25 protein-coding genes are annotated in these 26,504 nt (G+C 73.0%); 16 read left to right on the forward strand and 9 right to left on the reverse strand.

Annotated features, from left to right (window positions below; translation table 11 throughout):
• Window positions 1-4 precede the first annotated feature (4 nt).
• Window positions 5-640 (reverse strand): alpha-ketoglutarate-dependent dioxygenase AlkB, encoded by a 636-nt coding sequence (locus ACXNSR_RS04955; RefSeq protein ID WP_458640918.1) that lies wholly within the window; start codon window positions 638-640, stop codon window positions 5-7.
• Window positions 641-729: 89 nt separating this feature from the next.
• A complete protein-coding gene (locus tag ACXNSR_RS04960) occupies window positions 730-1,941 on the reverse strand; it encodes an MFS transporter (protein WP_458640919.1) in 1,212 nt (403 codons plus the stop codon).
• 366 nt (window positions 1,942-2,307) lie between these two features.
• On the opposite strand from ACXNSR_RS04960, the gene ACXNSR_RS04965 reads away from it, so the two are divergent.
• From ACXNSR_RS04965 to ACXNSR_RS04975, 3 genes are all read left to right on the forward strand, one after another.
• Window positions 2,308-2,535 (forward strand): CbtB domain-containing protein, encoded by a 228-nt coding sequence (locus tag ACXNSR_RS04965; RefSeq protein ID WP_458640920.1) that lies wholly within the window; start codon window positions 2,308-2,310, stop codon window positions 2,533-2,535.
• A 12-nt stretch (window positions 2,536-2,547) separates the two neighbouring features.
• Entirely contained in the window at window positions 2,548-3,384 is an 837-nt protein-coding gene (locus ACXNSR_RS04970) for a CbtA family protein (protein WP_458640921.1), read from the forward strand.
• Between the two features lie 202 nt (window positions 3,385-3,586).
• Entirely contained in the window at window positions 3,587-3,919 is a 333-nt protein-coding gene (locus tag ACXNSR_RS04975; protein ID WP_458643567.1) for an ArsR/SmtB family transcription factor, read from the forward strand.
• On the opposite strand, the gene ACXNSR_RS04980 is transcribed toward ACXNSR_RS04975, so the two are convergent.
• Complete coding sequence (locus tag ACXNSR_RS04980; protein ID WP_458640922.1) at window positions 3,838-4,800, reverse strand: EamA family transporter; 963 nt, start codon at window positions 4,798-4,800, stop codon at window positions 3,838-3,840. The genes ACXNSR_RS04975 and ACXNSR_RS04980 overlap by 82 nt on opposite strands.
• A gap of 79 nt (window positions 4,801-4,879) precedes the next feature.
• Here ACXNSR_RS04980 and ACXNSR_RS04985 point away from each other — a divergent pair, with 79 nt between their 5' ends.
• A complete protein-coding gene (locus tag ACXNSR_RS04985; protein ID WP_458640923.1) occupies window positions 4,880-5,794 on the forward strand; it encodes a LysR family transcriptional regulator in 915 nt (304 codons plus the stop codon).
• On the opposite strand, the gene ACXNSR_RS04990 is transcribed toward ACXNSR_RS04985, so the two are convergent.
• Window positions 5,791-6,225: a hypothetical protein gene (locus tag ACXNSR_RS04990; RefSeq protein WP_458640924.1), complete on the reverse strand. Its 435-nt coding sequence runs from the start codon at window positions 6,223-6,225 to the stop codon at window positions 5,791-5,793. The two genes, ACXNSR_RS04985 and ACXNSR_RS04990, sit on opposite strands and share 4 nt — an antisense overlap.
• A 440-nt stretch (window positions 6,226-6,665) precedes the next feature.
• Between ACXNSR_RS04990 and ACXNSR_RS04995 the strand changes: the two genes are divergently transcribed.
• From ACXNSR_RS04995 to ACXNSR_RS05020, 6 genes are all read left to right on the forward strand, one after another.
• Complete coding sequence (locus ACXNSR_RS04995) at window positions 6,666-8,027, forward strand: MFS transporter (RefSeq protein ID WP_458640925.1); 1,362 nt, start codon at window positions 6,666-6,668, stop codon at window positions 8,025-8,027.
• Window positions 8,028-8,103: 76 nt separating this feature from the next.
• Window positions 8,104-9,507 carry a hypothetical protein gene (locus ACXNSR_RS05000; protein ID WP_458640926.1) on the forward strand — a complete coding sequence of 468 codons (1,404 nt, stop codon included), beginning with the start codon at window positions 8,104-8,106 and terminating at the stop codon, window positions 9,505-9,507.
• A 93-nt stretch (window positions 9,508-9,600) separates the two neighbouring features.
• Complete coding sequence (locus ACXNSR_RS05005; protein ID WP_458640927.1) at window positions 9,601-10,857, forward strand: AAA family ATPase; 1,257 nt, start codon at window positions 9,601-9,603, stop codon at window positions 10,855-10,857.
• Window positions 10,854-12,152, forward strand: a complete 1,299-nt coding sequence (locus tag ACXNSR_RS05010; RefSeq protein ID WP_458640928.1) for a vWA domain-containing protein — start codon at window positions 10,854-10,856, stop codon at window positions 12,150-12,152. The genes ACXNSR_RS05005 and ACXNSR_RS05010 overlap by 4 nt, the downstream gene beginning before the upstream one ends.
• A 22-nt stretch (window positions 12,153-12,174) precedes the next feature.
• Window positions 12,175-12,810: an RNA 2',3'-cyclic phosphodiesterase gene (thpR, locus tag ACXNSR_RS05015; RefSeq protein WP_458640929.1), complete on the forward strand. Its 636-nt coding sequence runs from the start codon at window positions 12,175-12,177 to the stop codon at window positions 12,808-12,810.
• On the forward strand, window positions 12,810-13,457 hold the full coding sequence (locus tag ACXNSR_RS05020) for a GNAT family N-acetyltransferase (RefSeq protein ID WP_458640930.1): 648 nt from the start codon (window positions 12,810-12,812) through the stop codon (window positions 13,455-13,457). The genes thpR and ACXNSR_RS05020 overlap by 1 nt, the downstream gene beginning before the upstream one ends.
• Here the strand turns inward: ACXNSR_RS05020 and ACXNSR_RS05025 are convergent.
• Window positions 13,454-15,565, reverse strand: coding sequence for a YcaO-like family protein (locus ACXNSR_RS05025; RefSeq protein WP_458640931.1), 2,112 nt, complete (start codon window positions 15,563-15,565; stop codon window positions 13,454-13,456). The two genes, ACXNSR_RS05020 and ACXNSR_RS05025, sit on opposite strands and share 4 nt — an antisense overlap.
• Window positions 15,566-15,991: 426 nt before the next feature.
• On the opposite strand from ACXNSR_RS05025, the gene dhaK reads away from it, so the two are divergent.
• The 3 genes from dhaK to ACXNSR_RS05040 are packed head-to-tail and all read left to right on the forward strand — an operon-like array spanning window position 15,992 to window position 18,097.
• A complete protein-coding gene (gene dhaK, locus ACXNSR_RS05030) occupies window positions 15,992-16,996 on the forward strand; it encodes a dihydroxyacetone kinase subunit DhaK (protein WP_458640932.1) in 1,005 nt (334 codons plus the stop codon).
• 52 nt (window positions 16,997-17,048) lie between these two features.
• Complete coding sequence (gene dhaL, locus ACXNSR_RS05035; protein ID WP_458640933.1) at window positions 17,049-17,663, forward strand: dihydroxyacetone kinase subunit DhaL; 615 nt, start codon at window positions 17,049-17,051, stop codon at window positions 17,661-17,663.
• On the forward strand, window positions 17,660-18,097 hold the full coding sequence (locus ACXNSR_RS05040) for a PTS-dependent dihydroxyacetone kinase phosphotransferase subunit DhaM (RefSeq protein ID WP_458640934.1): 438 nt from the start codon (window positions 17,660-17,662) through the stop codon (window positions 18,095-18,097). The genes dhaL and ACXNSR_RS05040 overlap by 4 nt, the downstream gene beginning before the upstream one ends.
• A 74-nt stretch (window positions 18,098-18,171) precedes the next feature.
• Here the strand turns inward: ACXNSR_RS05040 and ACXNSR_RS05045 are convergent, their stop codons facing one another.
• Window positions 18,172-18,558: an RNA-binding S4 domain-containing protein gene (locus tag ACXNSR_RS05045; RefSeq protein WP_384837294.1), complete on the reverse strand. Its 387-nt coding sequence runs from the start codon at window positions 18,556-18,558 to the stop codon at window positions 18,172-18,174.
• Between the two features lie 135 nt (window positions 18,559-18,693).
• Here ACXNSR_RS05045 and ACXNSR_RS05050 point away from each other — a divergent pair, with 135 nt between their 5' ends.
• The 3 genes from ACXNSR_RS05050 (at window position 18,694) to ACXNSR_RS05060 (ending at window position 22,222) form a co-directional block, all read left to right on the forward strand.
• Window positions 18,694-19,089: a TOBE domain-containing protein gene (locus ACXNSR_RS05050; RefSeq protein ID WP_030772813.1), complete on the forward strand. Its 396-nt coding sequence runs from the start codon at window positions 18,694-18,696 to the stop codon at window positions 19,087-19,089.
• Window positions 19,090-19,246: 157 nt separating this feature from the next.
• The gene (modA, locus tag ACXNSR_RS05055; protein ID WP_458640935.1) at window positions 19,247-20,041 is read left to right on the forward strand and encodes a molybdate ABC transporter substrate-binding protein; all 795 of its coding nucleotides are present in this window, start codon (window positions 19,247-19,249) and stop codon (window positions 20,039-20,041) included.
• Between the two features lie 189 nt (window positions 20,042-20,230).
• Complete coding sequence (locus tag ACXNSR_RS05060) at window positions 20,231-22,222, forward strand: ABC transporter permease (RefSeq protein WP_458640936.1); 1,992 nt, start codon at window positions 20,231-20,233, stop codon at window positions 22,220-22,222.
• 69 nt (window positions 22,223-22,291) lie between these two features.
• On the opposite strand, the gene ACXNSR_RS05065 is transcribed toward ACXNSR_RS05060, so the two are convergent.
• The 3 genes from ACXNSR_RS05065 to ACXNSR_RS05075 form a co-directional block, all read right to left on the reverse strand.
• On the reverse strand, window positions 22,292-24,361 hold the full coding sequence (locus ACXNSR_RS05065; RefSeq protein ID WP_458640937.1) for a SpoIIE family protein phosphatase: 2,070 nt from the start codon (window positions 24,359-24,361) through the stop codon (window positions 22,292-22,294).
• Window positions 24,362-24,513: 152 nt separating this feature from the next.
• Window positions 24,514-25,200 carry a response regulator transcription factor gene (locus ACXNSR_RS05070; protein ID WP_458640938.1) on the reverse strand — a complete coding sequence of 229 codons (687 nt, stop codon included), beginning with the start codon at window positions 25,198-25,200 and terminating at the stop codon, window positions 24,514-24,516.
• Between the two features lie 53 nt (window positions 25,201-25,253).
• Window positions 25,254-26,435, reverse strand: coding sequence for a sensor histidine kinase (locus ACXNSR_RS05075; protein ID WP_458640939.1), 1,182 nt, complete (start codon window positions 26,433-26,435; stop codon window positions 25,254-25,256).
• Window positions 26,436-26,504: the final 69 nt, after the last annotated feature.

Genomic DNA, 26,504 nt, shown 5'->3' on the forward strand with positions numbered 1-26,504 from the left:
GGGTTCAGCGGACGCCGTGGGGCCGGAACTGGATGCTGACACGCGGACCGACGGCGCGCGCGGACTTGGGCACGGCGTGCTCCATGGTCCGCTGGCAGGAGCCGCCCATGACCACGAGGTCGCCGTGCCCCAGGGGCAGCCGCAGCAGGGTGGCACCGCCGTCGCGGGGCCGGAAGGCGAGATCGCGCGGGTCACCGACGGACACGATGGCCACCATGGTGTCCTCGGCCCGGGAGCGGCCGGTCCGGTCGCCGTGCCAGGCGACGCTGTCCCGGCCGTCGCGGTACAGGCACAGGCCCGCGGTGGTGAAGGGCTCGCCGAGTTCGGCGGCGTAGTGGCCGCTCAGCACCTCGCGGGCCTCCGTGAGCGAGGGGTGGGGCAGGGGCTCGCCCTCCGCATAGAAGGCGAGCAGCCGGGGCACGTCCACCTCCCGCTCGTACATCTGGCGCCGCTCGGCTTGCCAGGGCACGTCGGCGGCCAGCCGCTCGAAGAGCGCGTCGGCGCCGCTCAGCCAGCCTGGCAGGTGATCGACCCAGGCCCCGGCCCCGAGATCGGTCCGCCGCATGCCGCCGAGGGGGCCGAGCCGGATCTCGTCGCCCTGGTCGAAGAGGGAACCCTGAAGGCCCTGGACTGCGCGCATGGACCCAGCCTAACCCCGACAACCGAACACATGCGCGAATAACGCGCCGCGACTCAGCCCTGCGGCGCTCCCGGGCCCGGCCCGGCTCCTTACCGCCCGATACCGCCCGACGGCCGGCACAGCAGGGTGACGGCCACGGAGACCCCTGCGACGACGGCGATCGCGGTGCCCGGGGCGACGTACTGGGCCAGAGCTCCCGCGACGGCGGCGCCGATGCCCTGCCAGGTCATCCGGCCGGCCGACTCGACTCCCTGGACCTGGCCCCGGATGGCCTCGGGGGTCTCCTCGAGGAGCTGCTCCTGGAGGGGCAGGGTGGCCGCGAACCCGACACCGGCCAGGAACACCGCGACGGCCGCGACCGGGACGGGCGGGTGCACGGCGAACAGCAGGAAGGGGGCGGCGAGCAGCAGGCGCAGGGCGAGGGCGAGGCGTCGTCGCCTGTCGGCGGTGAGCAGCCGGCCGACGGCCAGGTCCCCGAGGAGCATGCCCGCCGAGGTGGCGGCCAGGAGGGTGCCCGCCCGGCCGGGGTCGTACGAGAGGAACAGGGCCTCGCAGCCGACGACGAGGCCGTTGGGGACCCAGAGGTTCAGCAGCAGCCTCCGGCGCCCGGGGTGGGCGAACAGCTCGGCGTTCGCCGCCCAGGTCCGGCGCAGCCCGGGCCGGCGGGTGAGCCGGATCGAGTGCTCCCGGACGGTGGCGGCCACGACGGCCGACCCGAGGGCGGCCAGGGCCGCGGCGGCGACGAAGACCCCGTACGGGCCCAGGTACCGCAGCAGTGCGGCGCCGACGGCGTAGCCGATGATCACCGTGCCGCCCGAGGTGATGTTCATCAGCGAACGGGCGGACGCGTAGCCGGATCCGGGCACCACCTCGGCGAGCAGCCCCAGCCGGGTGCCGGTGCCGAGGGACTGGAAGAAGCCGAGCGTCAGCAGGAGGGCGAACCGGGCCGCGAGCGGCAGCCCCGGGACCGCCTGCGCGGCGATGCCCGCCAGGGAGAGGAACTGGAGCAGGAGGAGGGTGCGGCGGGGCCGCTTCCCGTCCGCGACGGACATCAGCGTCAGCGCGCCGAGCACCGTCGCGAACGTGGCGCCGTACATGCTCACGGCCGTCAGGAACGGGGAACCGGTCCGGTGGTTGACGAGCGTGCCGAGCGCGAAGCCGGACAAGGTGCTTGCCGCGATCATGAGGGTGAAGCTGATGTACAGGCCGCCGAACTCCTTGTTGCGGAGCAGGGCGCGGTATCCGGTGGTGGTAGCGGTGGTCGGGGGTGCGGCAGGGCCGACGGAATGGCGTGAAGGCATGAAAAAAGCCTCCGGACACATGCACGGGGCACGCACGCCGAAGGCTGACGAGGTCATTCTAGCAGTCGTACCAGCCCAGTTGACGGACACTTCGGATCCCGCGGGCGGCACCTAAAGCGTATTACCGCAGCGTAGGCGTGTGATCAGGGACTCACGGTCTTGGCCGCGGGCGCTGCGCGCGGTACGGTCACGGCGACATTTCCACATAGCGACGACGGCGAGACGGAAGCCCGGTGTGAATCCGGCATGGTCGCGCCACTGTGTGCTGCGGCGGCATCTCCACGATGGCGGCGCGGCGAGTCAGACCCGAGGACCGTCGTCCTGCACCACCGTATGGGACGCGTTGTTCCCCGAGGAGGTTCCATCATGGCCGAGGCTCTCGCTTCCGCTGCCGTATCCACCCCCGCCCTCTCGCCGTCGGCTCCGCTGCCGGTGCGCGCGGTACTGCCCTGGGCGCTCTTCGTCGGTCTCCTGATGCTCGTGGCCCTCTACTTCGTCGGCGCCGAGCAGGGCGCCACCGCCGTGTTCGCCGGCGAGGGCGTGCACGAGTGGGTGCACGACGGGCGCCACCTGCTCGGCTTCCCCTGCCACTGAGAGGCCACGCACATGTACGCCTCCACTGTCAGAGGTCTGCTGGTCCGCGGCATGCTCGCGGGCCTGATCGCCGGACTGTTCGCCTTCGCCGTCGCCTACGTGGTGGGTGAACCGCCGGTCCGGGGTTCCATAGCCGTGGAAGAGGCCAAGGCCGCCCAGGACGCCGCGAGCGCCCCGAGCGCCCATGCCGGGCACGGCGGTGACGCCGCGTCGGGCGAGGCCGCCGAGGAAGAGGAGGAGCTGGTCAGCCGACCGGTTCAGTCCACCTTCGGCCTGGCCACCGGTGTCCTGGTCTACGGGGTCGCGCTGGGCGGCATCGCCTCGCTCGCGTTCTCGTTCGCCCTCGGCCGCGTCGGCGGGTTCAGCCCGCGGGCCACGGCGGCGCTCACCGGGGCGGGCGCGTTCGCCCTGGTCTACCTGGTGCCGTTCCTCAAGTACCCGGCCACCCCGCCGGCGGTCGGCAACCCGGACACGATCGGGCAGCGCACCACGCTGTTCTTCCTGATGATCCTGCTGAGCGTGCTGCTCGGCGTCGGCGCGATCATCCTCGGACGCCGGCTGGCACCGCGCCTGGGCAACTGGAACGCGACGCTGGCCGCAGCCGGCGGCTTCATCGTGGCCACCGCCCTGGCGTTCGTGGTCCTGCCGGACAACAGCGACGCCGTCCAGCCCGGCTTCCCCGCGGCCCTGCTGTGGGAGTTCCGGGTCGCCTCGCTGGCCGTACAGCTCGTCCTGTGGGCCGTGTTCGCCGTCGTCTTCGGCGTCCTCGCCCAGCGGCTCCTGGCCGCGCGCGCCGACGGCGCGGAAGTGACGGCTCCTGCCCAGCAGGAGGCGCCCGCGCTCGGCTGACACCGGCCGCGACGCCTGTGCCCGGGCCCCGCCGACCCCCTGTGGGGTGGCGGGGCCCGGGCATGTGCACGCGGGGGCGCCCTACGATGTGCGCATGAGTGCGGGCAGGCATCCGGCAGGTGCACACGATGCGCGGATCGCGCCGGTCCCACCGGGCAGACCGGTCATGGCGGACGCGCCAGACGTGGCAGACGCGCCTGACGTGGCGGACGCGCCCGACGCGGCGGAACGGGGTGACCGGCTGGAGGCCGCCGCGTCCGTGCTCGCCCTGCTCGCCGACCGCACGCGCCTGGCGCTCATGGAGCGCCTGGGCCGGGGCGAGGCCGATGTCACCACCCTCACGGAGGCGTGCGGAGCCGCCCGCCCCTCCGTCAGCCAGCACCTCGCCAAACTGCGGCTGGCCGGGCTGGTGACCACCCGCAAGGACGGCCGCCGGGTCGTCTACGCCCTGGGTCACGGGCATTTGCGGCGGCTGGTGGACGAGGCCCTGAACGCCGCCGACCACCAGCTCGGTTCGCTCCCGCCGCACGACTGACCGGCACGCGCCGGAAGCTGTCCCGCCACGATCGCGGCGAGCGCGAGCCCGAAGCCCACGAGTTGCACCGGGCCCAGGGTCTGGCCGAGCAGCAGGGCCCCGAGCAGTGCGGCGACGAGCGGCGAGAGCAGGCCGAGCACCGCGGCGGAGGTGACGGGGAGGCTGCCGATGCCCTGGAACCACAGCACGAAGGTGGCCAGGCCGCAGACCAGGGAGAGCCAGAGGTAACCGAGGGCCCCGGTCGGGCCGATGGCGGGCGGCGGCTCTTCGGCGAGGAAGGTGACGGGAATCAGGAACAGGCCGCCGGCCGTGAGCTGCCAGCCGGCGAAGGCGGTCGCGCCCATGCCGGCGGGCCGCCCCCAGCGCTTGGTGAGCGTCACCCCGAGCGCCAGTACGGCCGCGGCGGCCAGGCCCGCCGCGATGCCCACGGGGTCGAACGCCGCGTCCGGGCCGATCACGACCAGGCCGATGCCCCCGACGCCGATCACGCCCCAGGTCAGGCGCCGGGCGGAGAGGCGCTCGTGAAGCATGGTCACGGCCAGGACGGCGACCATGAGGGGCATGGCCGCCGTCAGGGTGGCGGCCACGCCTCCGGGCAGCCGTTCGGCCGCGATGAACAGCAGCGGGAACAGCAGTCCGATGTTCAGCGTGCCGAGCACCGTGACGCGCCCCCACCAGGCTCCCCGGGGCGGTGTCCGGGTGAGCGCCAGCGCGATCAGGCCGGCGGGTAACGCCCGTATCAGGCCTGCGAACAGGGGGTGTCCCGGCGGCAGCAGCTCGGTGGTGACGACGTAGACCGTGCCCCAGGTCAGGGGGGCGAGCGCGGTCAGGAAGGTGCGGGGCAGGTTCCCACGGGCCGCCCGTGCGGCTGGACTTGTCATGTCTCGGAGTCTCATCGGGCTCGATCGATGAGTCCAACACATGTTTGTCAGCCCATCGATCGTGATCCACGATGGATCGATGGAGCTCCAGCAGATGCGCTACGTCCTCGCCGTCGCCGAGACGAACAGCTTCACCCGGGCCGCAGAACGGTGCCTGGTCGTCCAGTCCGCCCTCAGCCACCAGATCGCGCGCCTGGAACGGGAACTCGGCGCGCGGCTCTTCGAGCGCACCAGCCGCCGGGTGCGGCTGACACCGGCCGGCGCGGCGTTCCTCCCGGCCGCCCGTGAGTGCCTGGACGCCGCCGAGCGGGCGGCCGCCGAGGTCGCGGCGGCCGTCGGGGAGGTGCGCGGCCGGCTCGCCGTGGGGCTGATCCCGACCGTCGCCGCGGTCGACGTCCCGGGGGCGCTGCGCGACTTCCGCCGGAGGTACCCGCACGTGCGCGTCAGCCTGCGCGTCGGAGCGAGCGAGGACCTGGTCGAGCGGGTCCGGGAAGGGGCCCTGGACGTCGCCTTCCTGGGACTGCCGACCACAGCCCGGCCCCGGGGGGTCGCGGCTCGCGAACTCGCCCGGGACCGGCTCGTCGCCGTGGTCGCGCCGGACCATCCGCTCGCCACCGAACCGGCGGTCGACCTGCGCAGGCTCTCCCGCGAGGTGTTCGTGGACCTGCCGGCCGGGACGGCCGGGCGGGTCCAGTCGGACCTGGCCTTCTCGGCCGCCGGTCTCACCCGCGACGTCGCCTTCGAGGTCACCAGCGCCGACTACATCGCCCGCCTCGTGGGACCGGGCCTGGCCGTGGCCATGCTCCCCTCGGCCTACGCGCCCCAGCTCGCGGGAGTCGCGACCGTCGAGGTGAGCGACGCCCCGGCCCGCGTCGAGTACGCCGTCTGGAGCCGAACCTTCCGCACCCCGGCGGCGGCCGCCTTCCTCACCGCCCTCGACGACCATGTCCTCGCGCAGGCCGCCCCGGCGGGCTGGGCCGTAGAGACGGCCTAGTGCGGGGCGTCGGTGGCCGTGCGGTGAAGAACGTGCTTGTCGAGGACGATGGTGCCGGCGCTCAGGACGGCGCCGTGGAGGTCCGAGAGGTTGCCGTCGAGGTGAATGGCCCTGCCCTCCGTGCGGTAGGTCCCCGTGTTGACGCCGATCTTGAACGCGGGGCAATCGTCCAGGTTGCAGATCACGTTGTTGATCTGCTCGAAACGGCCGTCCGCGGTGAAGGTCAGCTTCTCGATGTACAGGGTGATTCCCGGGCGGTTCTCGTCGACGGACTCGGTCCACTGCCCTGTCAGCCGGGCCTGGTGTGCGGCCGGGGCGTCTTCCCCCGCCACCTGGGCGGCGGCAGAGCCACTGGTGACCGTCATGGCGGCCAGGAGCAGCAGTGCGGTGCCCATTGCTGACCGGATCGTCGTCTTCATCTGCGTGGTCATCCCTTTGCTGTCGACATTGACGGGCCCGACCGTATTCGTTCGGGTGGCGGCCTCGTTCCCCCTCGACGGGGACCGCGTCTCGTTTCGGTTGCTCCGCGGATGCGGTGGACGCTCCGCACCGGCCACGGGGGACAGAGGTACCGGGTCCCTTCCGCTGTCCGGCATGAGGCACACCGGTGGGCACCGATTGGCCGAGACAGGTGGGGGGAAACTGCGGTGTGGCCCGGACCGACCGATGACGGGGCGGCCTCGGTGCGACATGGGCGCGGTCGGGTCTCGCGACCCGGGCCGTTTCCTGAGGGTCGTCCGATCGTCGGTCGACGTGTGTCGTTGACCGGGCCGACGGCGCGCAACAGGTGCACAGGTGCGCACATGTTGACTAAGCTGGATCCGACCGAGTCCGACGTGCTGTCATCGATCCGCCGACCGGGACGGGGACCGTGCTGTCCGTACTGCGCAACGGCACCTATCGCCGCCTGTTCACCGCCCAGGTCATCGCCCTGGTCGGGACCGGCCTGGCCACCGTCGCACTGAGCCTGCTCGCCTACGAGCTCGCGGGCGAGCGCGCCTCCGCGGTCCTCGGCACCGCACTCGCGATCAAGATGACCGCCTACGTCACCATCGCCCCGGTGATCGGCGCGATCGCCGACCGGATCCCCCGTCGCGCCCTGATGACGGCCATGGACCTGACCCGCGCCGGAGCGGCGGTGGCCCTTCCGTTCGTCACCGAGATCTGGCAGGTCCACGTCCTGATCTTCCTGCTCCAGGCGGCGTCGGCGGTCTTCACCCCGACCTTCCAGGCCACCGTCCCCGAGATCCTGCCCGCCGAACGCGACTACCTCCGGGCCCTGTCGATGACCCGGATCGCCCACGACCTGGAGAGCCTCCTCAGCCCGGTGCTGGCCGCGGCGCTGCTGAGCGTGGTCGGCTTCGACCGGCTGTTCGTCGCAACGGCCGTCGGCTTCCTCGCCTCCGCCGCACTCATCGTCGCCACGGCGCTGCCCGGACCCGCCCCGGTGGAGCGGACCGGCAGCGTCCGGACCAGGGCCCTCCTCGGCATCCGCCTCTTCCGGGCCACGCCCCGGCTGCGCGCCCTGCTCGCGCTCGACCTCGCGGTCGCCGCCGCCGGGGCCGTCGTCCTCGTCGACACCGTCTCCCTGGTGCGCGGCCACCTCGACCGTCCGGCCGGCGCCGTCCCCCTCGCCCTCGGGGCGTACGGCGCCGGATCCATGGTGACCGCGCTGTGCCTGCCGCGCCTCCTGCGCCGCACCACCGACCGCACGGTGATGCTCCGTGCCGCCTTCGCCCTCCCCGTGGCCCTGGCGGCCACGGCCGCGCTCGCCGCGACCGGACCGCGCGCCTGGTCCTGGCCCGCGCTCCTGGCCGTCTGGGCCGCGATCGGCGCCGCCTGCTCCGCCGTCCTGACTCCGGGGGGCCGGGTGATCCGCCGCTCCACCGCCGACGCGGACCTGCCCGCCGCGTTCGCCGCCCGGTTCTCCCTCTCCCACGGATGCTGGCTGCTCACCTACCCGCTGGCCGGGTGGCTCGCCGCGGGGGCGGGGCTGCCGCTGACCGTCCTGGTCCTGGGCGCCGTGTCCCTGAGCGCCGCCGCGGCCGCGGCGGTGATCTGGCCGTCCCGGGACCCGTACCGGCTGGAACACGTACACCCGGACCTCCCGTCCGATCACCCGCACCTCGCCGACGCCCGCCCGGCCGGGGGCGGTTGGCGCCACGGGCACCACTACGTCATCGACCGGCACCACCACCGCTGGCCCGGAGAAACACCTGGCCGATCGGGCTGAGCGGCGTTACGATCAACGCGATGACCATTCACTCCCTTCACAGATCGGGGGTCCCGTCCACGCAAGGTGAGCGCTGATGCCCACCGAGAACGTGCACGGGGATTCCCGCCTCGCCCTCTGGCTCCGCGTACGCGAGTACGCCGTGCCGGCGTCCATGATCGAAGCCGCGACCGCCCGCCGCTCCGCCGGTGACTGGGCCGGGGCCTGCGCCGCCGCAGGCGTCGACGTCGATCTCGATCTCCGCTTCCTGGCGCGCTCGCGCGGCCATGAACTCGCGGCCCGGATCCGGGCCGACCTTCGCCACCTGGCACCCGACCTGTTGCGCTGGCACCTGCCGCGCATCGCTCCCGACGGACTGCTGCGCCCCGGGCTGGCCGTCACGCTGGCCCGGTACGACACGGCCGCCCGCGAAGACCCGCGTACCGTGCACCTCGTGGCCAGGACCGCGCCCGCGTGGGCGGACGGCGGTCAGCGGATCAGCCTCGCGCTGTGGGACGGCGCCCGCTCCGGGCACGGCCCTTCGGGAGACCCGCGCCACGGGCCCCGTCCCGACCGCCGGTTCCGCCTCGACCTGCACCGCCACCTGTGGGACGCCCGCAGGACCGGCGAGCTGCGGGTCCGGTCCGGGGCCGACCGGCCGCCCTCCGGCAGCCCTCCCCCACCGGACGCCGAGCTCCTGGCGGCGCTCCCGCAGGGGCACCGGTACGCCGTCGGCCGGTGGGCCCACGAGGCCGCGATCCTGCTCCGCGCCGAGGGCCGGACCACCGGCGCCGTCGCGGTACGGCTGGGGGCCCGGCAGCGGCTGGTGCTGGACCTGGCCGCGGACGGCCCGGGACCGCCCGCGCTGCGGATCGGGGCGGCACCCGCCGACGGCAGCGCCTCCGCGCTGCCGTTCCTGCCCGACGCTGCGGTCTGGACCCTGCCCGACCTTGACCTGATCCGTACCGGATCCATCGAGCCCGAACGGCTGCACCCGCTGGTCGCCTCGGCACTGGTACCGGACCTCGCGCCGACCGGACCGGCCGGTACCGCGGACCGCGCGGGGCAGCCGCGCCTCGTCGAGTGCCGGGGCGCCCGGCACCGTATCGGCCTGGTCGACGGGGTACTGGCCGCTCTGGACCACGACCCGGCCGAGATCCGCCGGGAGGAACTGCTGGCCGCGCTGACCGGTACTCCGCTGCCCTGCCTGCGGGCCATCGACGCGGCGCACCGTCGGCCGGACTGCCTCACCGGGGTCCGCGAACGCCTGGACCACGGCGACGTCGCCGGGGCGCTGGCCGTGGTGGAAGGGCTGCTCGGCCCCGACGCCCTGCTGCGTGCCGGGGCGCTGCGGGACGAGCTGGAAGCGGCCGCGCTACGGCGGATCACCTACGGACTGTTCCGGGCGGGCCTGGCCCTGCCCGGCCCCCGCCGGATCCGCCCGGGCGGGCCCCGCCCGCGGGGCCACCGGCTCCACCCGCGCCAGGCACACGCCCGCTGACCCGGGGTCCTTCCCCGCCCGCTCCCCCGACTCCCTCTCCTTCGGTCCCCCGGACCGCCCCCGTTCCCCACGAACCCGTACAGGTGATCACCCATGCCCTCGCACGCCCCGTTCCCGGCCGACGAAGCCCCCTCCCGACTCGATGTCGCCGAAAGACTGCTGGCCCTGCTGCGCGACACCACCACCGAACCGCGTCCCGACGACCAGTTGGAGGCTCTGACCCTGGCCGTGGCCGCCGACCTGCCGGTGCTCCTGTGGGGCGAACCCGGCATCGGCAAGACCGCGGCCCTGACACAGCTCGCCGAGACCCTCGACCTGCCCCTGACCACGGTGATCGCCAGCGTGCACGAGCCTTCCGACTTCTCCGGCCTGCCGGTCGTCGGGGACGACCCCGCCGAACAGGGTGTCCCGATGGCCCCGCCGGACTGGGCCGTACGCCTCGTACGGACCGGGCGCGGACTGCTGTTCCTGGACGAGCTGTCCACGGCGCCGCCGGCCGTCCAGGCCGCGCTGCTCCGCCTCGTACTCGAACGCCGGATCGGCTCGCTCCAACTGCCGCCCGGGGTGCGGATCGTGGCCGCCGCCAACCCGCGTGGCTCGGCGGCCGACGGCTGGGAGCTGAGCCCGCCCCTGGCCAACCGGTTCGTCCATCTCCAGTGGACCCACGACCACGACGTCGTGCTCCGCGGGCTCGGCGGGACCTGGCCCCGGGCAACACTGCCGCACCTGGACGCCGGGCGACTGCCGGCGGCCGTGGACCACGCCCGCCGTGCGGTGTGCGGGTTCCTCACCACCCGTCCCGCGCTCGTACACCGGCTGCCCAGCACCGAGACCCGCCGGGGTGGTGCCTGGCCGTCGCCCCGCAGCTGGGACATGACGATACGTCTGCTCGCCTTCGCGCACGCGGCGGGCTCCTCCCGGGAAGTGCTCTCCATGCTGGTCAGGGGCACGGTGGGGGACGGTCCGGGGCTGGAGCTGCTGGCCGCTCTGGACCGGATGGACCTCCCGGACCCCGAGGAGCTGCTCGCCGACCCGGCGGGCGCCGACCTGCCCGAGCGGGGGGACCGGCGCCAGGCCACGCTCGACGGCGTGGTGGCTGCGGTCCGGAGGCGCCCGGACAAGTCCCGCTGGGACGCGGCGTGGGCACTGCTGGTCCGGGCGCTGGAGACCGGCGCCCCCGACCTGGTGGTCGTCCCCGCGACCACTCTCGCCGCCCTGCGCCAGGAGGACTGGGACGTGCCGGAGTCGATCGAGCGGCTCGCCGGAGTGGTGGCCCTGTCCCGGCGGGCGGACCTGTCGCAGGAACGGGCGACGGCCCGGACCGGGGACCCGGTGGGAGCCGGCCGATGAGCACACCGACGACGGGAACCGGGCGGGCGGAGGCGCAGCGGGCAGGGACGCAGCGGGCGGGGGCACTGGACTTCGACAAGCTCTTCGCGGCACGCCTGCACGCCGCCCGGGTCCGGCCCTACCTGGCGACCGCCCTGTTCGCCCTGCACACCGTGGAATCGCGGCGGGTGCCGACGATGGCCGTCGACCGCCACTGGCGGTGCTACGTCTCGCCGGGCTTCGTGGACCGGACACCGGTGGAGGAGCTCGCCGGGGTCTGGGTCCATGAGGTGTCCCACCTGCTGCGCGACCACCACGGACGCGGTGACCGGGTCGCCCGGGAACGCGGACTGACCGGCCCGGGCGAACGGCTGCGGATGAACATCGCCGCGGACTGCGAGATCAACGACGACGCCTACGGCGAGGGGCTGGTACCTCCCGAAGGGGCGCTGACGCCGGAGTACCTGGGGCTGGAACCGGGCGAGCTCATGGAGGACTACCTGCGGCAGTTCGGACTCGGACCACTGACGCAGGAGCTGGTCTGGCTGGACTGCGGCAGCGGCGCCGACGGCCTGGAACGCGAGTGGGACCTGGGACCGGACGGCGCGCACGGCCTCAGCGCGCAGGAACAGGACGCGGTCCGGTTCCGGGTGGCGCAGGGGATCAACGGCCGTCCCGGAAGCGCGCCGGCCGGGTGGCGGCGATGGGCGGAGGAGGCGTTCCACCCGCCGCAGCCCTGGCGGGAGTTGCTGGGAGCGGCGGTCCGCTCGGCGGCCTCCGGCGCGGGCGCGGGCGAGGACTACAGCTACGCCCGGCCCTCGCGGCGCTCGGCCGCGCTGCCAGGCGCCGTACTCCCGAGCCTGCGGCGCAGACCGCCCCGGGTCTGCGTGGTCATCGACACCTCCGGTTCGGTCAGCGACGACGAACTGGGCAGTGCGCTGCTGGAGGTCGCCGCGATCGCCCGCGCCGTGGGCGGCCGCAGTGACATGGTCAGCGTGGTGCCGTGCGACGCTGCGGCGCGGATCGTGCACCCGCTGTGCAGCGGCGAGGGCATCCCACTGGTGGGTGGCGGGGGTACGGACCTGCGCACGGGCTTCGCCAAGGCCCTCGGTACGGCGCCCCGGCCCGATGTGATCGTGGTCCTGACGGACGGACAGACGGCCTGGCCGGCCACGCGACCGCCCTGCCGCACGGTGGTGGGCCTCTTCCAGCGGGACCGGGGGAGCCGTTGGAGCGAGCAGGACCCCGACTACGTGCCGGGCTCCCCGCCGGCCTGGGCCCGCGTGGTGACCATCGGCTCCCCCGGCACCCGCTGACCCGCACCCCGCCGGGCCGAAGATGACGGAACGCGCCCGGACAGGATACGAAGGCCTCGTGAACGAAAAGACCCAGGCAGCGACCGTCCGCGTGTTCATAGCGCTGGCCCCGCCCGACGACGCGAAGGAAGAGCTGGAACAGCGGCTGCAGCCCGCCTACACCGCGTACCCGCGCATGCGCTGGAACCGCATCGAGGACTGGCACATCACCCTGGCCTTCCTCGGCGAGCTGCCGGTCACCGCCCTCGGACTGCTGCGGCCGCCGCTCGCGGAGCTCGCCCGGGCCCGGCGGCCCCTGCGGCTCGCGCTGCGCGGCGGCGGGCACTTCGACGAGCGGGTCCTGTGGACCGGGATCGACGGAGACCTCGAAGGGCTGCACCTCCTCGCTGCCGAGGTGCGCGCCGCGGTCACCGACTGTGGCATTCCCTTCCACGGGCGGCCCCTGCGCCCCCATCTGACGCTGGCGCGCTCCCGTCGGCACGACAACACCAGTGCGGTGGACGCCGCCACCGGACTCGACGCGTTCACCGGCCGCCCGTGGCCGGCCCGGCGCCTCCACCTCGTCGGGAGCAACACCGGCCGCGGCCCCGGTCCGATCCACTACCGTGACATCGAGTCCTGGCCCTTCGAGGGCGGACCCGACGGCAGGAACGCATGATGAGCGACTGGCATTCACAGTTCCTGGACCATTCCTCAAGAATCCGCTTGCACATCGGCGATGTCAGCTTGGGGGCGGTGGACCGGCAGGTGATCGATCAGCTCGCCGATCTCGCAGGTGCGGGAATCCATCCGGCGGGTTACATGCCGTTCAGCACTCCATGGACCGCGGGTTCCCCGCAGTCTGCCCAGCGGAACATCAGGCACTGGATGACGGCCAGTATCGAAAGATCGCACATCGGGAAGTGGAGTCTGATTTTCGCTGTCCGGCGAAACGGGGTACTCGTCGGCTCGACCAACCTATCGGCATCGAACTATTCCGATGGGAGAACAGTCACGACAGGGTCATGGCTGGGCCAGGACTTCCAGGGAGTCGGCACCGGAAAGCTCATGCGGACCGCGCTCCTACAGCTGGCCTTCGGCGAACTCGGCGCCGAGTTCGCCACCAGCGAGGTTTTTGCCGATAATTTCCCCAGCCGGGCGGTGAACGAACACCTGGGTTACGTGGACGACGGTGAGCGCACCGTCACCAGGGAAGGGAAGCCGGCACGGCTCAAATCTTATCGGCTTTCCCACCGCGAGTGGTCCCGCATGGCGGATGTGCAAATTTCGGGAGGGAAGGAGATGGGTGATTTCCTGAGGCGCTAGGCAAAGAAATGAGGGCCGGAGTTTTCGTCGTCCTCCGGCTTCCATCGATTTCCGAACCAAATCTGCCTGAGGTCGCCGGAAATGGCGCGGACGCACTTCAGGGGGGTGCCCGGGGATGAAATGTCGACAAACAGGGTCCGAGAATGTGTCTCGTCCCACCCGCGCATGAGATCGGGGATTCCTGCCGTGGAATCACCCTCGAAGAACCAGTCGATCGACCTGCGGTCCTCTGGTGCGTGGTAATGAAGGGCATGGGCCAGCGGTCCTTCCGACCGCTCCTGCACGGCGGCGTCTCCTCGCACGATCGATGCGGCACCGAAGTGACTCATGGCCTCTTGGAGCGCCTTCTCGGCGGCAAGGGGCCACGTGGCTTTCGTCGCCATGCCATAGGAAAGGGCAGGTGCGGCCTCCTGGAGGATCGCAACGCCCACCGTCGGTGCGATCGCGGAGAAGGCCAGGAACTCGACCCTGCAACCGGTGGAGCGCAAGCGTTCCACGATGGCGCGGACGCCACGCGGTTGCGACGCGAATCGATCCGGAGGTCGCTGCGAGATCCACGACCTCACGAATGCGTCACGCTCGATCAGCTCGTACAGTGCCGACGTTCTGGCTTCGGACAGTGACGCACCTGCCGCCACTCCATTGGACGTGCAGGACCCGCACAGCGGGGCACAATTCATCGATGCTTCGACCGGATAGTAGACGAGCTCGACGGGCACCCACTGCTCGTCCCCCGCACCTGTCGTCCCTTTCCGCCACCGGTACGTCCCGTCGGACCGGAAGGGGGCAAATTTCGGAGCTTCACCGTCCGCGTGGCCGGAGAACCCTTGCATCCCGGGCGGATACAGCGATCGCACATCAAATACGTTCGACAAGTGCAGGCTCTTTGCACTGCCTTTCGCATCCACCGCGACCTGCTGCGCCGAATTCCTTTCGATGGCCTCTCCGAGAGCCCGGATCCGAGAGGTGCCGGACGTCCATCCGGCTCCCGTGGCCCGCGATCCGGACAGGCCGGGCAGAGCGATCTGTGTCAGCACGATGCCGAGTGTGCCCGTGGCAACAGCCGGTTCCTTCGACGCCACGAAATCGAAGACCGGCCTCTGCGACTCCTGCCAATCCGTCAGAAGTTTCAGCATGTCCGGCTCAGTGCTTGTACCGCCGTAGCCAAGCGCTATGCAGGTCATGGGGAGTTCTGTTGGCCCGAACCGGCAGATCAGCTGCAGCGCCGAGTCCCGAAATGCCCCCCATTCAAGAGATGCGAGTCCGAGCTCGACTGCTCCGAGGTGCACCATCTGGGCGATGTGGCCGGCTTCGAGAACAGCGTACCGATAGCCTCGATTGCCATACTTATAAGACTGGACCGACGGGTCTGCGGATACCACTACGAAGGCTGCGGCGCCGTGGACGGGTCCTTCGCTCTCGAGAGCATGGCGCAGGACCGCGCTGTCCAGGGGCAACCTCCGGCGCCGACCGACCGACAGGCGGGCGGACTCCGGGTCCCAGGTCAACAACTCCCAGCCCGTCTGCGCTCTGCGCAGCACCTGTATGCGGCAAGGATTCAAACCCCCTGCCGAAGGCACAGCACGAATTGCGGCGCTGTACGAAACCGTCAGCACCCTGCTCAGGTCCTCGACGGAGATATTTTCGTGCGGGCTGAAAGACCGAACGCTCCGACGGGCGTACGAGAGTTTCACCAGGGGAGTTTCCTGCGGCTGCGCTGCGGACCTGTCACGCAGCTTTCGCCGCCGCGCTTGTGCGGCGATATCAGAGCGCGGTGCGCTGTCACCAAAAGTTTGCGGGTTGGAGCCGGCCACGTGCCCCGGCCGCCAGCTCTCGGACGTCAGCGTGACGGCGTCGTGCCGCAACAGGTTCTTGAGCAAGGACAGCAGCCGCACCTCGCCGACTCCCGCCGTCGTCACGCGGAACACCTGCTCGACGGTCTTGAAACCGGTGAGTTGATGCAGGAAGGCGCACAATTCGCCGGACTCGTCGGGGAAGCTGAGATTGGCGCGTGGCGCAGCGATCTCGGTTCGCCGGTGTTCCACGATCCACCGAGTCGGCGAGGTCAGCCTCAGCCGCGCCGAGGGGGAAAACTCCGCGCGGGTCAAAGCTCTCCCCCTCCGTGGCTCGACTAGCGCGGGTCAGAACACTGACAGTCGAGTACGACGCCCAGCCCGCTTTCGTCATCAGTCGTATTGTGCGCCTCGTACGGCTCGACGTTGAGATCGAATTCTTCCACAAGGATCTCCTTTATGGTTCGACTCGCCAACAGATGAGGGGTGACTCTATCCACGCCGGAGGTTGCATCGCAATAGCAATATCGGCGTCTTCCGCTTTTGTCCTGAACCTTTTGGAACGCCCGGCACACGGTCTTCCGGCCCGCGGGGTCGCCGTCAGCCCGGCCCGAGCCCGGTGCCACGCCCGGGACCACCATCTGCCTGTCGCCGCGGGGTGGGCTGCCCTACCGTCGAAGCGAGCGGTTCGCAGTCGGCATGACATCTGACGGGTCCCTTCGACCTTCCCGGGAGATACGCGTGAGGATGCTGATCAACAGCCCGCAGACCGTGGTCGCCGACGCCCTGCGCGGGATGGCTGCCGCCCATCCCGAGCTGGACGTCGACGTGGAACGGCGGGTGGTCGTACGCCGGGACGCGCGGTCGGGCGGGCGGGTCGGGGTGGTGTCCGGGGGCGGATCCGGGCACGAGCCGCTGCACGCCGGGTTCGTGGGGTACGGGATGCTGTCGGCCGCGTGTCCCGGGGAGGTGTTCACCTCGCCGGTGCCCGACCAGATGGTGCGGGCGGCCGCGGCGGTGGACTCCGGCCAGGGGGTGCTGTTCGTCGTCAAGAACTACACCGGGGACGTGCTGAACTTCGAGATGGCGGCCGAGCTCGCCGAGGAGGACGGTCTGCGGATCGAGCGCGTCCTGGTCGACGACGACGTCGCGGTGACCGACAGTCTCTTCACCGCGGGACGCCGCGGTACCGGCGCCACCCTGTTCGTGGAGAAGGTCGCCGGGGCGGCCGCCGAGGAGGGGGCGCCGCTGGAGCGGGTCGCCGCGCTCGCCCGGCGGGTGAACGAGTCCTCGCGGAGTTTCGGGGTGGCGCTGAGCGCGTGCACCACTCCGGCGAAGGGCAGCCCGACCTTCGAGCTGCCCGACGGGGAGCTGGAGTTGGGCATCGGCATCCACGGCGAGCCCGGCCGGGAGCGGCGCCCGATGATGTCGGCGGGGGAGATCGCGGAGGTCGCGGTGGGCGCCGTACTGGAGGAACTGGCGCAGATCGGACCGGCCGACGGGCCGGTGCTGGCCCTGGTCAACGGAATGGGGGCGACACCGTTGCTGGAGCTGTACGGGTTCCACGCGGAGGTGGCGCGGGTACTTGCCGAGCGCGGGGTGCCGGTGGCCCGGGCGCTCGTCGGTAACTACGTCACGTCGCTGGACATGGCGGGGTGTTCGGTGACGTTGTGCCGGGCCGACGAAGAATTGCTGCGGCTGTGGGACGCGCCCGTCCGGACCGCGGCGCTGCGCTGGGGGCTGTGAAACGTATGGTGTCGGTGGGACTGGCCAGGCGGGTGCGAGGCGAGGAGATCCGGTGCGTGACGCAGAGTTCTTCCGGCGCTGGATGGCGGCCGCCGCGGCCGCGGTGGAGCGGGAGGCGGACCGGCTGACGGAGCTCGACTCCCCCATCGGCGACGCCGACCACGGGAGCAATCTGCTGCGGGGGTTCACGTCCGTACTCGCCGCCCTGGAGGCGGAGCCGACGGCGGCGGCGCCGGGCGCGGTGCTCCAACTGGCCGGAAGGACGCTGATCTCGACGGTCGGCGGGGCGTCGGGACCGCTGTACGGAACACTGCTGCGGCGCACGGGCAAGGCGCTCGGGGAGTCGGCCGAGGTGTCCGACGCGGAGCTGCGCGAGGCCCTGTCGGAGGGGGTCGGGGCGGTGGCGCAGCTGGGTGGGGCGGCGCCGGGGGACAAGACGATGCTGGACGCCCTGGTGCCGGGGGTGGCCGCGCTGGGCACGTCGTACCGGGCGGCCGGGGACGCGGCGGCGAACGGGGCCCGGGCGACGGTGCCGATGCGGGCGCGCAAGGGGCGGGCCAGCTACCTGGGCGAGCGGAGCATCGGCCACCAGGACCCGGGGGCGACCTCGTCGGCACTGCTGCTGTGGGCGCTGGCGGACGTGGCGGATTCGGCGGGCGCGCGGTGACGGGCGAGCACCCTGGGCCCGGCTCCGGATCCGTCCCGGCCCTGGTCGGCATCGTGCTGGTGTCGCACAGCGCGCGGGTCGCGGAGGCCGTGGCGGACCTGGCGCGCGAGCTGGCGGCCGGCGGACCCGTGGCCCCCGTGGCCGCGGCGGGCGGCACGGCCGTCGGCGGGCTCGGCACGAGCGCGGAGCGGATCGTCGCGGCCGCCCGGGAGGTGGACCGGGGCGCCGGGGTGGCTCTGCTGGCCGATCTGGGGAGCTCGGTGCTGACGGTGAAGGCCCTGCTGATGGAGGAGGAACTCCCTCCGGGGTCCTGGCTGTTGGACGGGCCGTTCGTCGAGGGTGCGGTGGCGGCGGTGGTGACCGCGTCCACCGGAGCACCCCCGGCGGAGGTCGCGGCGTCCGCCGCCGACGCGTACACGTACCGCAAGACCTGACCGGACGGCCCGACCGCGGACGCCGCCTACGACCGCGGGCGCCGCCTACGACGCGGGCGGCGACGGCGACGGCGCTACGGACGTCCGCGGAGGGTTTCGATCTCGCGGCGCTCGCGCTTGGTCGGGCGGCCCGCTCCCCGGTCGCGGATGCCGACCACGGCGGCCTCCACGGGCGTCGGCGGCGGCGGGCTGTTGTCGATCAGACATTCGGCGGCGATCGGGGCACCGACCCGCTTGGACACGGGCCGCTTGACGACGACGATCCGCTCGCGCCCAGCGTGGAAGAGCCGCACCTCGTCGCCCGCGCGCACGGGCTGCGCCGGCTTGGCGCGCTCCCCGTTGACCTTGACGTGGCCCGCCCGGCAGGCGGTCGCCGCGATCGAGCGGGTCTTGGTCAGACGTACGGACCAGATCCACGCGTCGACCCGTACCGTGCCCGTTCCCGTTACCTCATCAGCCATGCCCCCGACTCTAGCGAGCCGACCGCGGCGCAATGGAACGAGTTTTGGCAGATGCGCCAAGAGGTATGGCATCTGCCATGGAGATCAGGCCAAGAGAATTGCAAATGCGCCACACGTACCCATACGTTGTCGCCCATGCAGTCCTACACCATCGGACAGGCGGCGCGTCTGCTGGGCGTCAGCCCGGACACCGCCCGCCGCTGGGCCGACGCCGGCCGGGTCGTGACCCATCGCGACGAAGGCGGCCGACGCCTGATCGACGGACGCGACCTGGCCGCGTTCTCCGTCGAGGTGGGCCAGGGCGCCCACATCGAGGACGGGGAGCCGTACACCTCGGCGCGCAACGCCTTTCCCGGCATCGTCACGGCCGTCAAACTCGGCGACGTGGCCGCCCAGGTCGAGATCCAGGCCGGTCCCCACCGTCTGGTCTCCCTGCTCACCCGTGAGGCCGTCGAGGAGCTCGGGCTGGAGGTCGGCATGCAGGCCACCGCCCGCGTGAAGTCCACCAGCGTGCACATCGACCGCACCTGATCCCGAAGGCGCCGTCCGGCGTCCGCCCGCGGTCCCCCGCACCACCCGCTCAGCACCACCGAACGTCCCCACCCGCTCCGCCCGTCACCGGCGCGGGTCACCACCGCGCGGTTCCGGCACAAGGCCGGCCGCCGACCCGACCGAGGAGCATCTGCTCATGTCCCCGATCACGATCCGCCGTCGTACCGCCGCCGCCGCGCTGACCGCCGCCCTGCTCGTGCCGCTGGCCGCCTGCGGCGGCAAGAGCGACGACAAGGCCGCCGCCGAGACCACGCCCGAGCCGAAGGCCGTGAACCTCACGGTGCTGGCGGCCTCCTCCCTCACCGACGTCTTCAAGACCGCGGGCGAGGAGTACCAGAAGACCCACCCCGGCACGAAGATCACCTTCTCCTTCGCCGGTTCGCAGGAGCTCGCGGCCCAGGTGAAGCAGGGTGCGCCGGCCGACGCGCTGGTCACCGCCGACACCAAGACCATGGACGGGCTGAAGGCCGAGACCGGCGACGCCACCATCATCGCCAAGAACCGCCTGGTCATCGCGGCCGGCAAGGCCAACCCGTTCAAGATCGACGAGCTCAAGGACCTCGCCGACACCAAGATCAAGGTCGTGCTCGCCGCGCCCGAGGTCCCGGTCGGCCGCTACAGCAAGCAGATCCTCGACGCCCAGAAGATCGAGGTGAAGCCGGTCTCCCAGGAGCCCAACGTCCGTGCCGTGCTGAGCAAGGTCGAGCTCGGTGAGGCCGACGCCGGTCTCGTCTACAAGACCGACTCCGCCAAGTCCGGCGACAAGGTCGTCGCCGTCGAGATCCCGGACGACCAGAACGCCGTGGCCTCCTACCCGGCCGCCACGCTGAAGCAGTCCAAGAACGCCACGGACGCGGCCGCCTTCGTGGCCTGGCTGAGCTCCCCCGAGGCGCAGAAGATCCTCCAGGACGCGGGCTTCCAGAAGGCGTAACCACCGGACGACCCGCACTCCTTGAGGGGCTGCCTGAACCGGGGGGACAGGCAGCCCCTCTCGGCGTTCCCGCGGACGGGCCCCCGGACCCGCCGCGACAGCGCCGCCCACCGCCCGCCACCCGACCACCGGCCCGCACGCCCGCCCGCCCACGCTTCCCCGCGGCCGACACCCCAGCCAGGAACCCTCATGAGCAGACTCCGCAGTGAAGCAGGCCGGCGCAGCGGCATACGCGTCCGCACCCGTGCCCGCACGCGGCCCCCGCTGGCCCTGGCGCTCCCCGCGCTGCTCGCCGTCGCGTTCCTGCTGCTGCCGCTCATCGGCATCCTCGTCCGCACCCAGTGGGGCGAGCTCGGCGCCCACCTCACCAGCCCCGGCGTGGTCGAGGCCCTGAGGCTCTCGCTCCTGGTGTCCCTGTGGGCCCTGGCCCTCTCGCTGCTGCTCGGCGTACCGCTCGCCTGGCTGCTGGCACGCGTGGAGTTCAAGGGCAAGGCCCTGGTCCGCTCCCTCGTCCTGCTCCCGATGGTGCTGCCGCCCACCGTCGGCGGTGTCGCCCTGCTCCTCGGCTTCGGCCGGCGCGGACTGCTCGGGCCCTGGCTGGAGGGCACCTTCGGGATCACCCTGCCGTTCCACACCTCGGGCGCCGTCGTCGCGGCCACGTTCGTCGCCATGCCGTTCCTGGTGATCAGTCTCGAAGGCGCCCTCGGCGGCCTCAGGCAGAGCTACGAGGAGACCGCCGCCTCCCTCGGCGCCTCGCCGGTCCGGGTGTTCTTCACCGTGACCCTGCCCATGGTCGCCCCCGGCCTGATCGCCGGTGCGGCACTGACCTGGGCCCGCGCGCTGGGCGAGTTCGGGGCGACCATCACCTTCGCCGGCAACCTGCCCGGCACCACCCAGACCCTGCCGCTCCAGGTGTACCTGCTGCTGCAGGACAAGCCCGAGGCCGCCACCTCCGTCTCGCTGCTGCTCCTCGCGATCGCCATGGGCGTGCTGATCGCCCTGCGCGGACGCTGGACGGGCACCCCGGTGGCCCCCGGAGCCTCTTCGGCGCCGGTTCCCGAGGAGCCGGCCGCCTCCGAAGCCCGAACCTTCGGCGACGGCGACTGCGACGGCGACGGGGGCACCACGCTGCCCCACGACAGCGGCCGCTGGCCCCTCACCGCCACCGTCACGGGCTTCAACGAGCTCACCCTCGACGCGGAACCCGGCACCACCATCGCCGTCGTCGGCGAGAACGGCGCCGGCAAGACCACCCTGCTGCGCGCCCTGCTCGGCCTCACCCCCCGCGCCCACGCCGAACTACGCCTCGGCGACCACGACGTGACGGCCCTGCCCCCGCACCGGCGCGGCGTGGCCTGGGTACCCCAGGACGGCGCGCTGTTCCCGCACCTGACCGCGGTGGCCAACACCGCGTACGGGCTGCGCGCCCGCGGGGTACCGCGCGCGCGGGCCCGCCGCGAGGCCCAGGCCTGGCTCGACCGGCTCGGGGTCGGCCATCTCGCCGACCGCAGGCCCTCCCAGCTCTCCGGCGGCCAGGCCCAACGGGTCGCACTGGCCCGCGCACTGGCCGCCCGCCCCCGGCTCCTCCTCCTGGACGAACCACTGGCCGCCCTCGACCAGACCACCCGCGCCCGCGTACGACACACCCTGCGCACCCACCTCGCCGGCTTCGGCGGAGTCTGCCTCATCGTCACCCACGACCCCGTCGAGGCCGTATCGCTCGCCGACCGCGTCCTCGTACTCGCCCACGGACGCGCACTCCAGGACGCACCCCCCGCCGAAGTCACCCGCAATCCCCGCTCCCCCTGGGTCGCCCGCATGCTCGGCCGCAACGCCTGGCCGGGCACCGCGTCGGCCGACGGGCTCGCTCTCGCGGGGGGCGGTCGGCTGGTGGTCGCCGAGACGCTGCCCGAGGGGGCGGAGGCGCTGGCGATCATCGCTCCGGAGGCGGTCTCGGTGCACCGGGACCGCCCGGGCGGCAGCCCCCGCAACGTCTGGCCGGGCACCGTACGGGAGATCACCGCGGTCGGCAGCCGGCTGCGCGTGCTGATCGCCTCGGCGCAGGCGCCCGACCTGGTCGCCGAGATCACCCCGGACGCGGCGGCCGAACTGGGCATCGCGGACGGCGCCGCGGTGTGGACGAGCGTGAAGGCCACCGAGGTCACGCTGGTACGCCTCTGAGGCCTTCGAGGCCTCCGACAGCGCGGGCCGGGAGCGGACTCCGGGCACCCGGCCCGCGGCCCACGGTGCTCAGCCGCCGTCCTCCGGAGCGGCCAGGGCGAACTCGCACCACACGCACTTCCCACCGCCCCGGGGCTCCACGCCCCACTCGTCGGCGAGCCGGTCCACCAGCATCAGCCCGCGCCCCGAGACCGCCCAGTCGCCCGCCTCGCGCCGCCTCGGCAGGGCGCTGCTGCTGTCCTCGACCTCGATCCGGATCCGGCCCTGCGCCGTGAGCCGCATGCTGACGTGGCCGCCGCCGTCCGTGTGGACCAGGGCATTGGTCATCAGCTCGTCCGCCGCCAGTTCGATCTCGTCGGCCCGGTGCCGCGCTCCCCAAGCGGACACGGCAGCCCGGATCAGGTGCCGGGCCAGCGCCGGGGCCTTCGTGTCACCCGGGGTGAGCCGCTGCTGCAGCGGACCCCCGCCGCGTGCGGTGGGGGTGCCGCGGCGGCGCAGTACGAGCATGGCCATGTCGTCCCCGCCGCCCGCGTCGCCGACCAGGTCGCACAGCACGTCGGCGAGCTCCTCCACGTCGACCGGGCCGCTGTGGACCGCCGCCATGAGCTCCCGCATGCCGGTGTCCCGCTCGGCGCCGGGCCGCTCGATCAGGCCGTCGGTGCACAGCAGCAGGGTGTCCCCGGGGTGCAGTTCGAGACTGGTGACGGGGTAGCCGGAGCCGGTTCCGGACCGCTCTCGGGGCGGCAGGCCGAGCGGCAGCCCGCCGGCCACCTGGACCCGGTGGACGCTGCCGTCGCCGCGCCGCACTACGGGGTCGAGGTGCCCGGCGCGGACCAGCCGGGCCATCCCGGTGGTGAGGTCCACCTCGGCGTAGGTGCAGGTGGCGAACCGTTCCGTCTCCAGCTCGCGCAGGAAGGCCGAGGCCCGGGCCATCGCCGCGCCCGGCGTGTGGCCCTCGACGATGTAGGCGCGCATCACGATGCGCAGCTGTCCCATGACGGCGGCAGCGTCCGTGTCGTGCCCCTCGACGTCGCCGATCATCACCCCGACCCGGCCCTCGCCGAGCGGGACCACGTCGTACCAGTCGCCGCCGATGTCCCGGCCCATTCGCGCGGACCGGTACCGTACGGCGATCCGCGCGCCCGGCACGTCCGGGATCCGGCGGGGCAGCATGGCCCGCTGGAGCCCTTCGGCCAGGTCGTGCTCCTGTTCGAAGAGGATGGCCCGCTGGAGGCTCTGCGCGACCCCGCTGCCGAGCGCCATCAGCAGGTTCCTTTCCTCCGCGGTGAACTCGCCCTCCCGCGTGTAGAGCAGCCCGAGCGCTCCGATGGGCCGGCCCTGGGCGATCAGCGGGAGGTAGACGCCGCTGCGGACGGACAGCGGCTCGATGTACTGCCACAGGTCCGGGTAGCGGTGCTGGAACTCCTCCCGGGAGACGAGGATGACCGACTGCATGGTGCGTACGGCCTCGCTCATCGGGAGTCGCGCGTCGATCCGCGTGTACTCGATCTCGGGCACGTACGAGCCGAGCTGCCCCTCCGCGACCAGGTGGATGCGGCCGCCGTCGACGACGCCCAGCATCACGCTGACGGCGCCGAGGTGGCCGAGAGCCTGCGGGTCCTTGAGGATGTCGGTCACGTCGTTGACGGTGCGGGCGTGGGCGAGGATGGCGGTGGTCCGCTCCACGACGCCGGTCATCCGGCGCCGCCCCTCGATCTCCTCGCCGCCGGCACCGGGCTCGCCCGGGTCGTGGGCGGCGTCGCGGAGGATCCCGATGACGCGGTACGGGCGACCGGACGGCTCCCGCAGGATGTGCCCCTGGATGTGGGTCCAGGTCGGCGCGCCGTCGCGCCGGCGGCTGCGGACGTAGGCGCCGTAGTGGCTGCGGCCGTCCTTGATCGCCTGCGCGACCCGGGTGTCGAGCCGGGCCTCCTCACCGGGGGCGAAACGGCTCCGGAGCCCGCCGGGGGTCCCGTCGTACTCGTCCGGGCGCAGGTCCATCACCTCGAGGGCGGTGGGATCGAGATGCATCCGACCGCTGTCGAGGTCCCAGTCGAAGGTGCCCATGCGATTGAGCGCCAGGCTCGTGTCCGGCCTCGCTGGCCAGCCGACGTCGGAGTTCTCTGCCCTACGGGCCATGCAGCCAGGGTCTCACTCCCGCCCGCCGGTGTCCCTGCGGGAGGCCCGGACACCCTCCGTGCCCGGGCCGACACGCCGGCCGGAGCACCCGTCGGTGGTCCGGCCGGTGGCACAACGGCGGGCGGTACCCGGGGAAGCGGCGGCCGGGAGGTTCAGTGCCGCCCGCCGTCCGGCGGGGTCGCGTCATGGACCAACAGTGCGATCTGGACCCGGTTGTTGAGGTCGAGCCGGGTCAGGATCCGGGAGACGTGGGTCTTCACCGTGGGCAGCGCCAGGTGGAGCTCCCGGCCGATCTCGGCGTTGGACAGGCCCCGCCCGACCGCCAGGGCCACCTCCCGCTCGCGCCCGGCCAGCAGCTCCAGCCGGGCGCGGGCGGCGGTCGCCCGGGTGTCCTGGCCGAAGTCGCCCGCCACCTGGTCGATGAGCCGGCGGGTGACGGCCGGGGAGAGCACCGGGTCCCCCGCGGTCACCGTCCGGATGGCCGTCACGATCTCCTGCGGCGGGGTGTCCTTGAGGAGGAACCCGGCCGCTCCGGCCCGCAGTGCCCGCAGGACGTGCGCGTCGGTGTGGAAGGTGGTCAGGACCAGCACCTCCGGGGCTCCCGGCCGCGCCCGGAGCCGCTCGGTGGCGGTCAGCCCGTCGACACCGGGCATCCGGATGTCCATCAGCACCAGGTGGGGCTCGTGAGCGGCGACCAGTGCGGGCACCTCCGCCCCGTCCGCGGCTTCCGCGACGAGCTCGATGTCCGGGGCGCCGCCCAGCATCAGGCGCAGCCCGGCCCGTACGATCGCGTCGTCGTCGACCAGCAGTACGCGGATCACCGGTGCCTCGTCCTCCATGTCCCCCGGCCTTGCGGCCTCGTGCTCTCGTGCTCTCGCTGCCTGATCTTCGGTCAGCCCTGCCAGGGTAGCCAGGCACGCACCCGGAACCCGCCGCCGGCCGGGAGGGCCGTCAGTTCCCCGCCGGCCAGCCGGGCGCGTTCGGCCAGCCCGATCAGCCCCTGCCCGCCGCCCCGGGCCGGTCCGGGGACCGTGACCGGGGCCGGATCCGGTGCGGGCGGCGGGGCGTTGCGGATCTCCACCGTCAGCCCGTCGCCCGGGCCGCCGGTGATGCGCACGTCGGCGGCCGCGCCGGGCGCGTGCTTGCGTACGTTGGTCAGCGCCTCCTGCACGATGCGGTACGCGGTACGTCCCACCAGGGGCGGCGGCGCGGCCCCTTCGGGTGGTCCGGCCAGCTCGATCCGTCCGCCCGCGGCCCTCGCCTCCGCCACCAGCCGGGGAAGGTCGGCCAGTTCGGGCTGCGGGCGTTCGCCGCCCTCCGCGGCCCCCGTGCCCGTACCGGGCCCCTCCCGGAGTACGCCGATCACCTCGCGCAGGTCGTGCAGTGCCAGGTGGGCACTCTCGCGCATCACCCCCGCGGCCCGCTCGATCTCCGCCCGCGGGGCGCCGGGATTGAACTCCAGGGCGCCCGCGTGCACGCTGAGCAGCGACAGCCGGTGGCCGAGCACGTCGTGCATCTCACGGGCGATCTCCTCCCTGGCCTCCATCCGGGCCCGCTCGGCCCTCGACTCCGCGTCCGCCTCGGCCAGCTCGGCGCGCTCGCGCAGCGAGGCGATGAGCTGCTGCCGGGACCGCCGGAACAGCCCCCAGCCGATGGCCCCGGCGATCAGGGCGAAGTACGTCACGGCCGAGCCGGCCCGCTCCTCGGGCATGTCCGGCAGCTGCCACAGGAAGAGGGGGAGCGGTCCGAAGGCCAGGGCCGCCACCCATGCGGTGGCCCTCCACGGCCGGGTCGCGGCCACCGTGTACACCGCCACGATCGTCGGCCCGGTCAGGTAGTGCGCCATGCTGCCGGCCAGGAGCAGCACCACGGCCAGCCGGACCGGCGCGCGCCGCCGCAGCAGGACCGCCGCGCACGCGAGCCCGCCGGCCGCCTGGTCGGCGGCGCGCCAGCCCGGGCCGAGGCTCTCCGCGACCGGAATGGACTGGGAGCTGACGGCGGCGAAGCAGGCGGCGAAGAGGAACAGGGCCAGGTCGGCGGCCCAGTCCCGGCGAGTGCGGTGGATGCGGCGCATGTCCCGGAAATCTACGCGGGCGGGCGCGTGAGCGGGCCTCCGCGGCCCGCACCGGATACTTAAGTACGA

Source organism: Streptomyces sp. NC-S4, assembly GCF_054353315.1.

What these genes read in the sequence shown, in the direction of transcription:
- ACXNSR_RS04955 (WP_458640918.1), bottom strand. Translation starts at nt 640, where the DNA reads ATGCGCGCAGTCCAGGGCCTTCAGGGTTCCCTCTTCGACCAGGGCGAC.
- ACXNSR_RS04960 (WP_458640919.1), bottom strand. Translation starts at nt 1,941, where the DNA reads ATGCCTTCACGCCATTCCGTCGGCCCTGCCGCACCCCCGACCACCGCT.
- ACXNSR_RS04965 (WP_458640920.1), top strand. Translation starts at nt 2,308, where the DNA reads ATGGCCGAGGCTCTCGCTTCCGCTGCCGTATCCACCCCCGCCCTCTCG.
- ACXNSR_RS04970 (WP_458640921.1), top strand. Translation starts at nt 2,548, where the DNA reads ATGTACGCCTCCACTGTCAGAGGTCTGCTGGTCCGCGGCATGCTCGCG.
- ACXNSR_RS04980 (WP_458640922.1), bottom strand. Translation starts at nt 4,800, where the DNA reads ATGACAAGTCCAGCCGCACGGGCGGCCCGTGGGAACCTGCCCCGCACC.
- ACXNSR_RS04985 (WP_458640923.1), top strand. Translation starts at nt 4,880, where the DNA reads ATGGAGCTCCAGCAGATGCGCTACGTCCTCGCCGTCGCCGAGACGAAC.
- ACXNSR_RS04990 (WP_458640924.1), bottom strand. Translation starts at nt 6,225, where the DNA reads ATGACCACGCAGATGAAGACGACGATCCGGTCAGCAATGGGCACCGCA.
- ACXNSR_RS05000 (WP_458640926.1), top strand. Translation starts at nt 8,104, where the DNA reads ATGCCCACCGAGAACGTGCACGGGGATTCCCGCCTCGCCCTCTGGCTC.
- ACXNSR_RS05005 (WP_458640927.1), top strand. Translation starts at nt 9,601, where the DNA reads ATGCCCTCGCACGCCCCGTTCCCGGCCGACGAAGCCCCCTCCCGACTC.
- ACXNSR_RS05010 (WP_458640928.1), top strand. Translation starts at nt 10,854, where the DNA reads ATGAGCACACCGACGACGGGAACCGGGCGGGCGGAGGCGCAGCGGGCA.
- thpR (WP_458640929.1), top strand. Translation starts at nt 12,175, where the DNA reads ATGACGGAACGCGCCCGGACAGGATACGAAGGCCTCGTGAACGAAAAG.
- ACXNSR_RS05020 (WP_458640930.1), top strand. Translation starts at nt 12,810, where the DNA reads ATGAGCGACTGGCATTCACAGTTCCTGGACCATTCCTCAAGAATCCGC.
- ACXNSR_RS05045 (WP_384837294.1), bottom strand. Translation starts at nt 18,558, where the DNA reads ATGGCTGATGAGGTAACGGGAACGGGCACGGTACGGGTCGACGCGTGG.
- ACXNSR_RS05050 (WP_030772813.1), top strand. Translation starts at nt 18,694, where the DNA reads ATGCAGTCCTACACCATCGGACAGGCGGCGCGTCTGCTGGGCGTCAGC.
- modA (WP_458640935.1), top strand. Translation starts at nt 19,247, where the DNA reads ATGTCCCCGATCACGATCCGCCGTCGTACCGCCGCCGCCGCGCTGACC.
- ACXNSR_RS05060 (WP_458640936.1), top strand. Translation starts at nt 20,231, where the DNA reads ATGAGCAGACTCCGCAGTGAAGCAGGCCGGCGCAGCGGCATACGCGTC.
- ACXNSR_RS05065 (WP_458640937.1), bottom strand. Translation starts at nt 24,361, where the DNA reads ATGGCCCGTAGGGCAGAGAACTCCGACGTCGGCTGGCCAGCGAGGCCG.
- ACXNSR_RS05070 (WP_458640938.1), bottom strand. Translation starts at nt 25,200, where the DNA reads ATGGAGGACGAGGCACCGGTGATCCGCGTACTGCTGGTCGACGACGAC.
- ACXNSR_RS05075 (WP_458640939.1), bottom strand. Translation starts at nt 26,435, where the DNA reads ATGCGCCGCATCCACCGCACTCGCCGGGACTGGGCCGCCGACCTGGCC.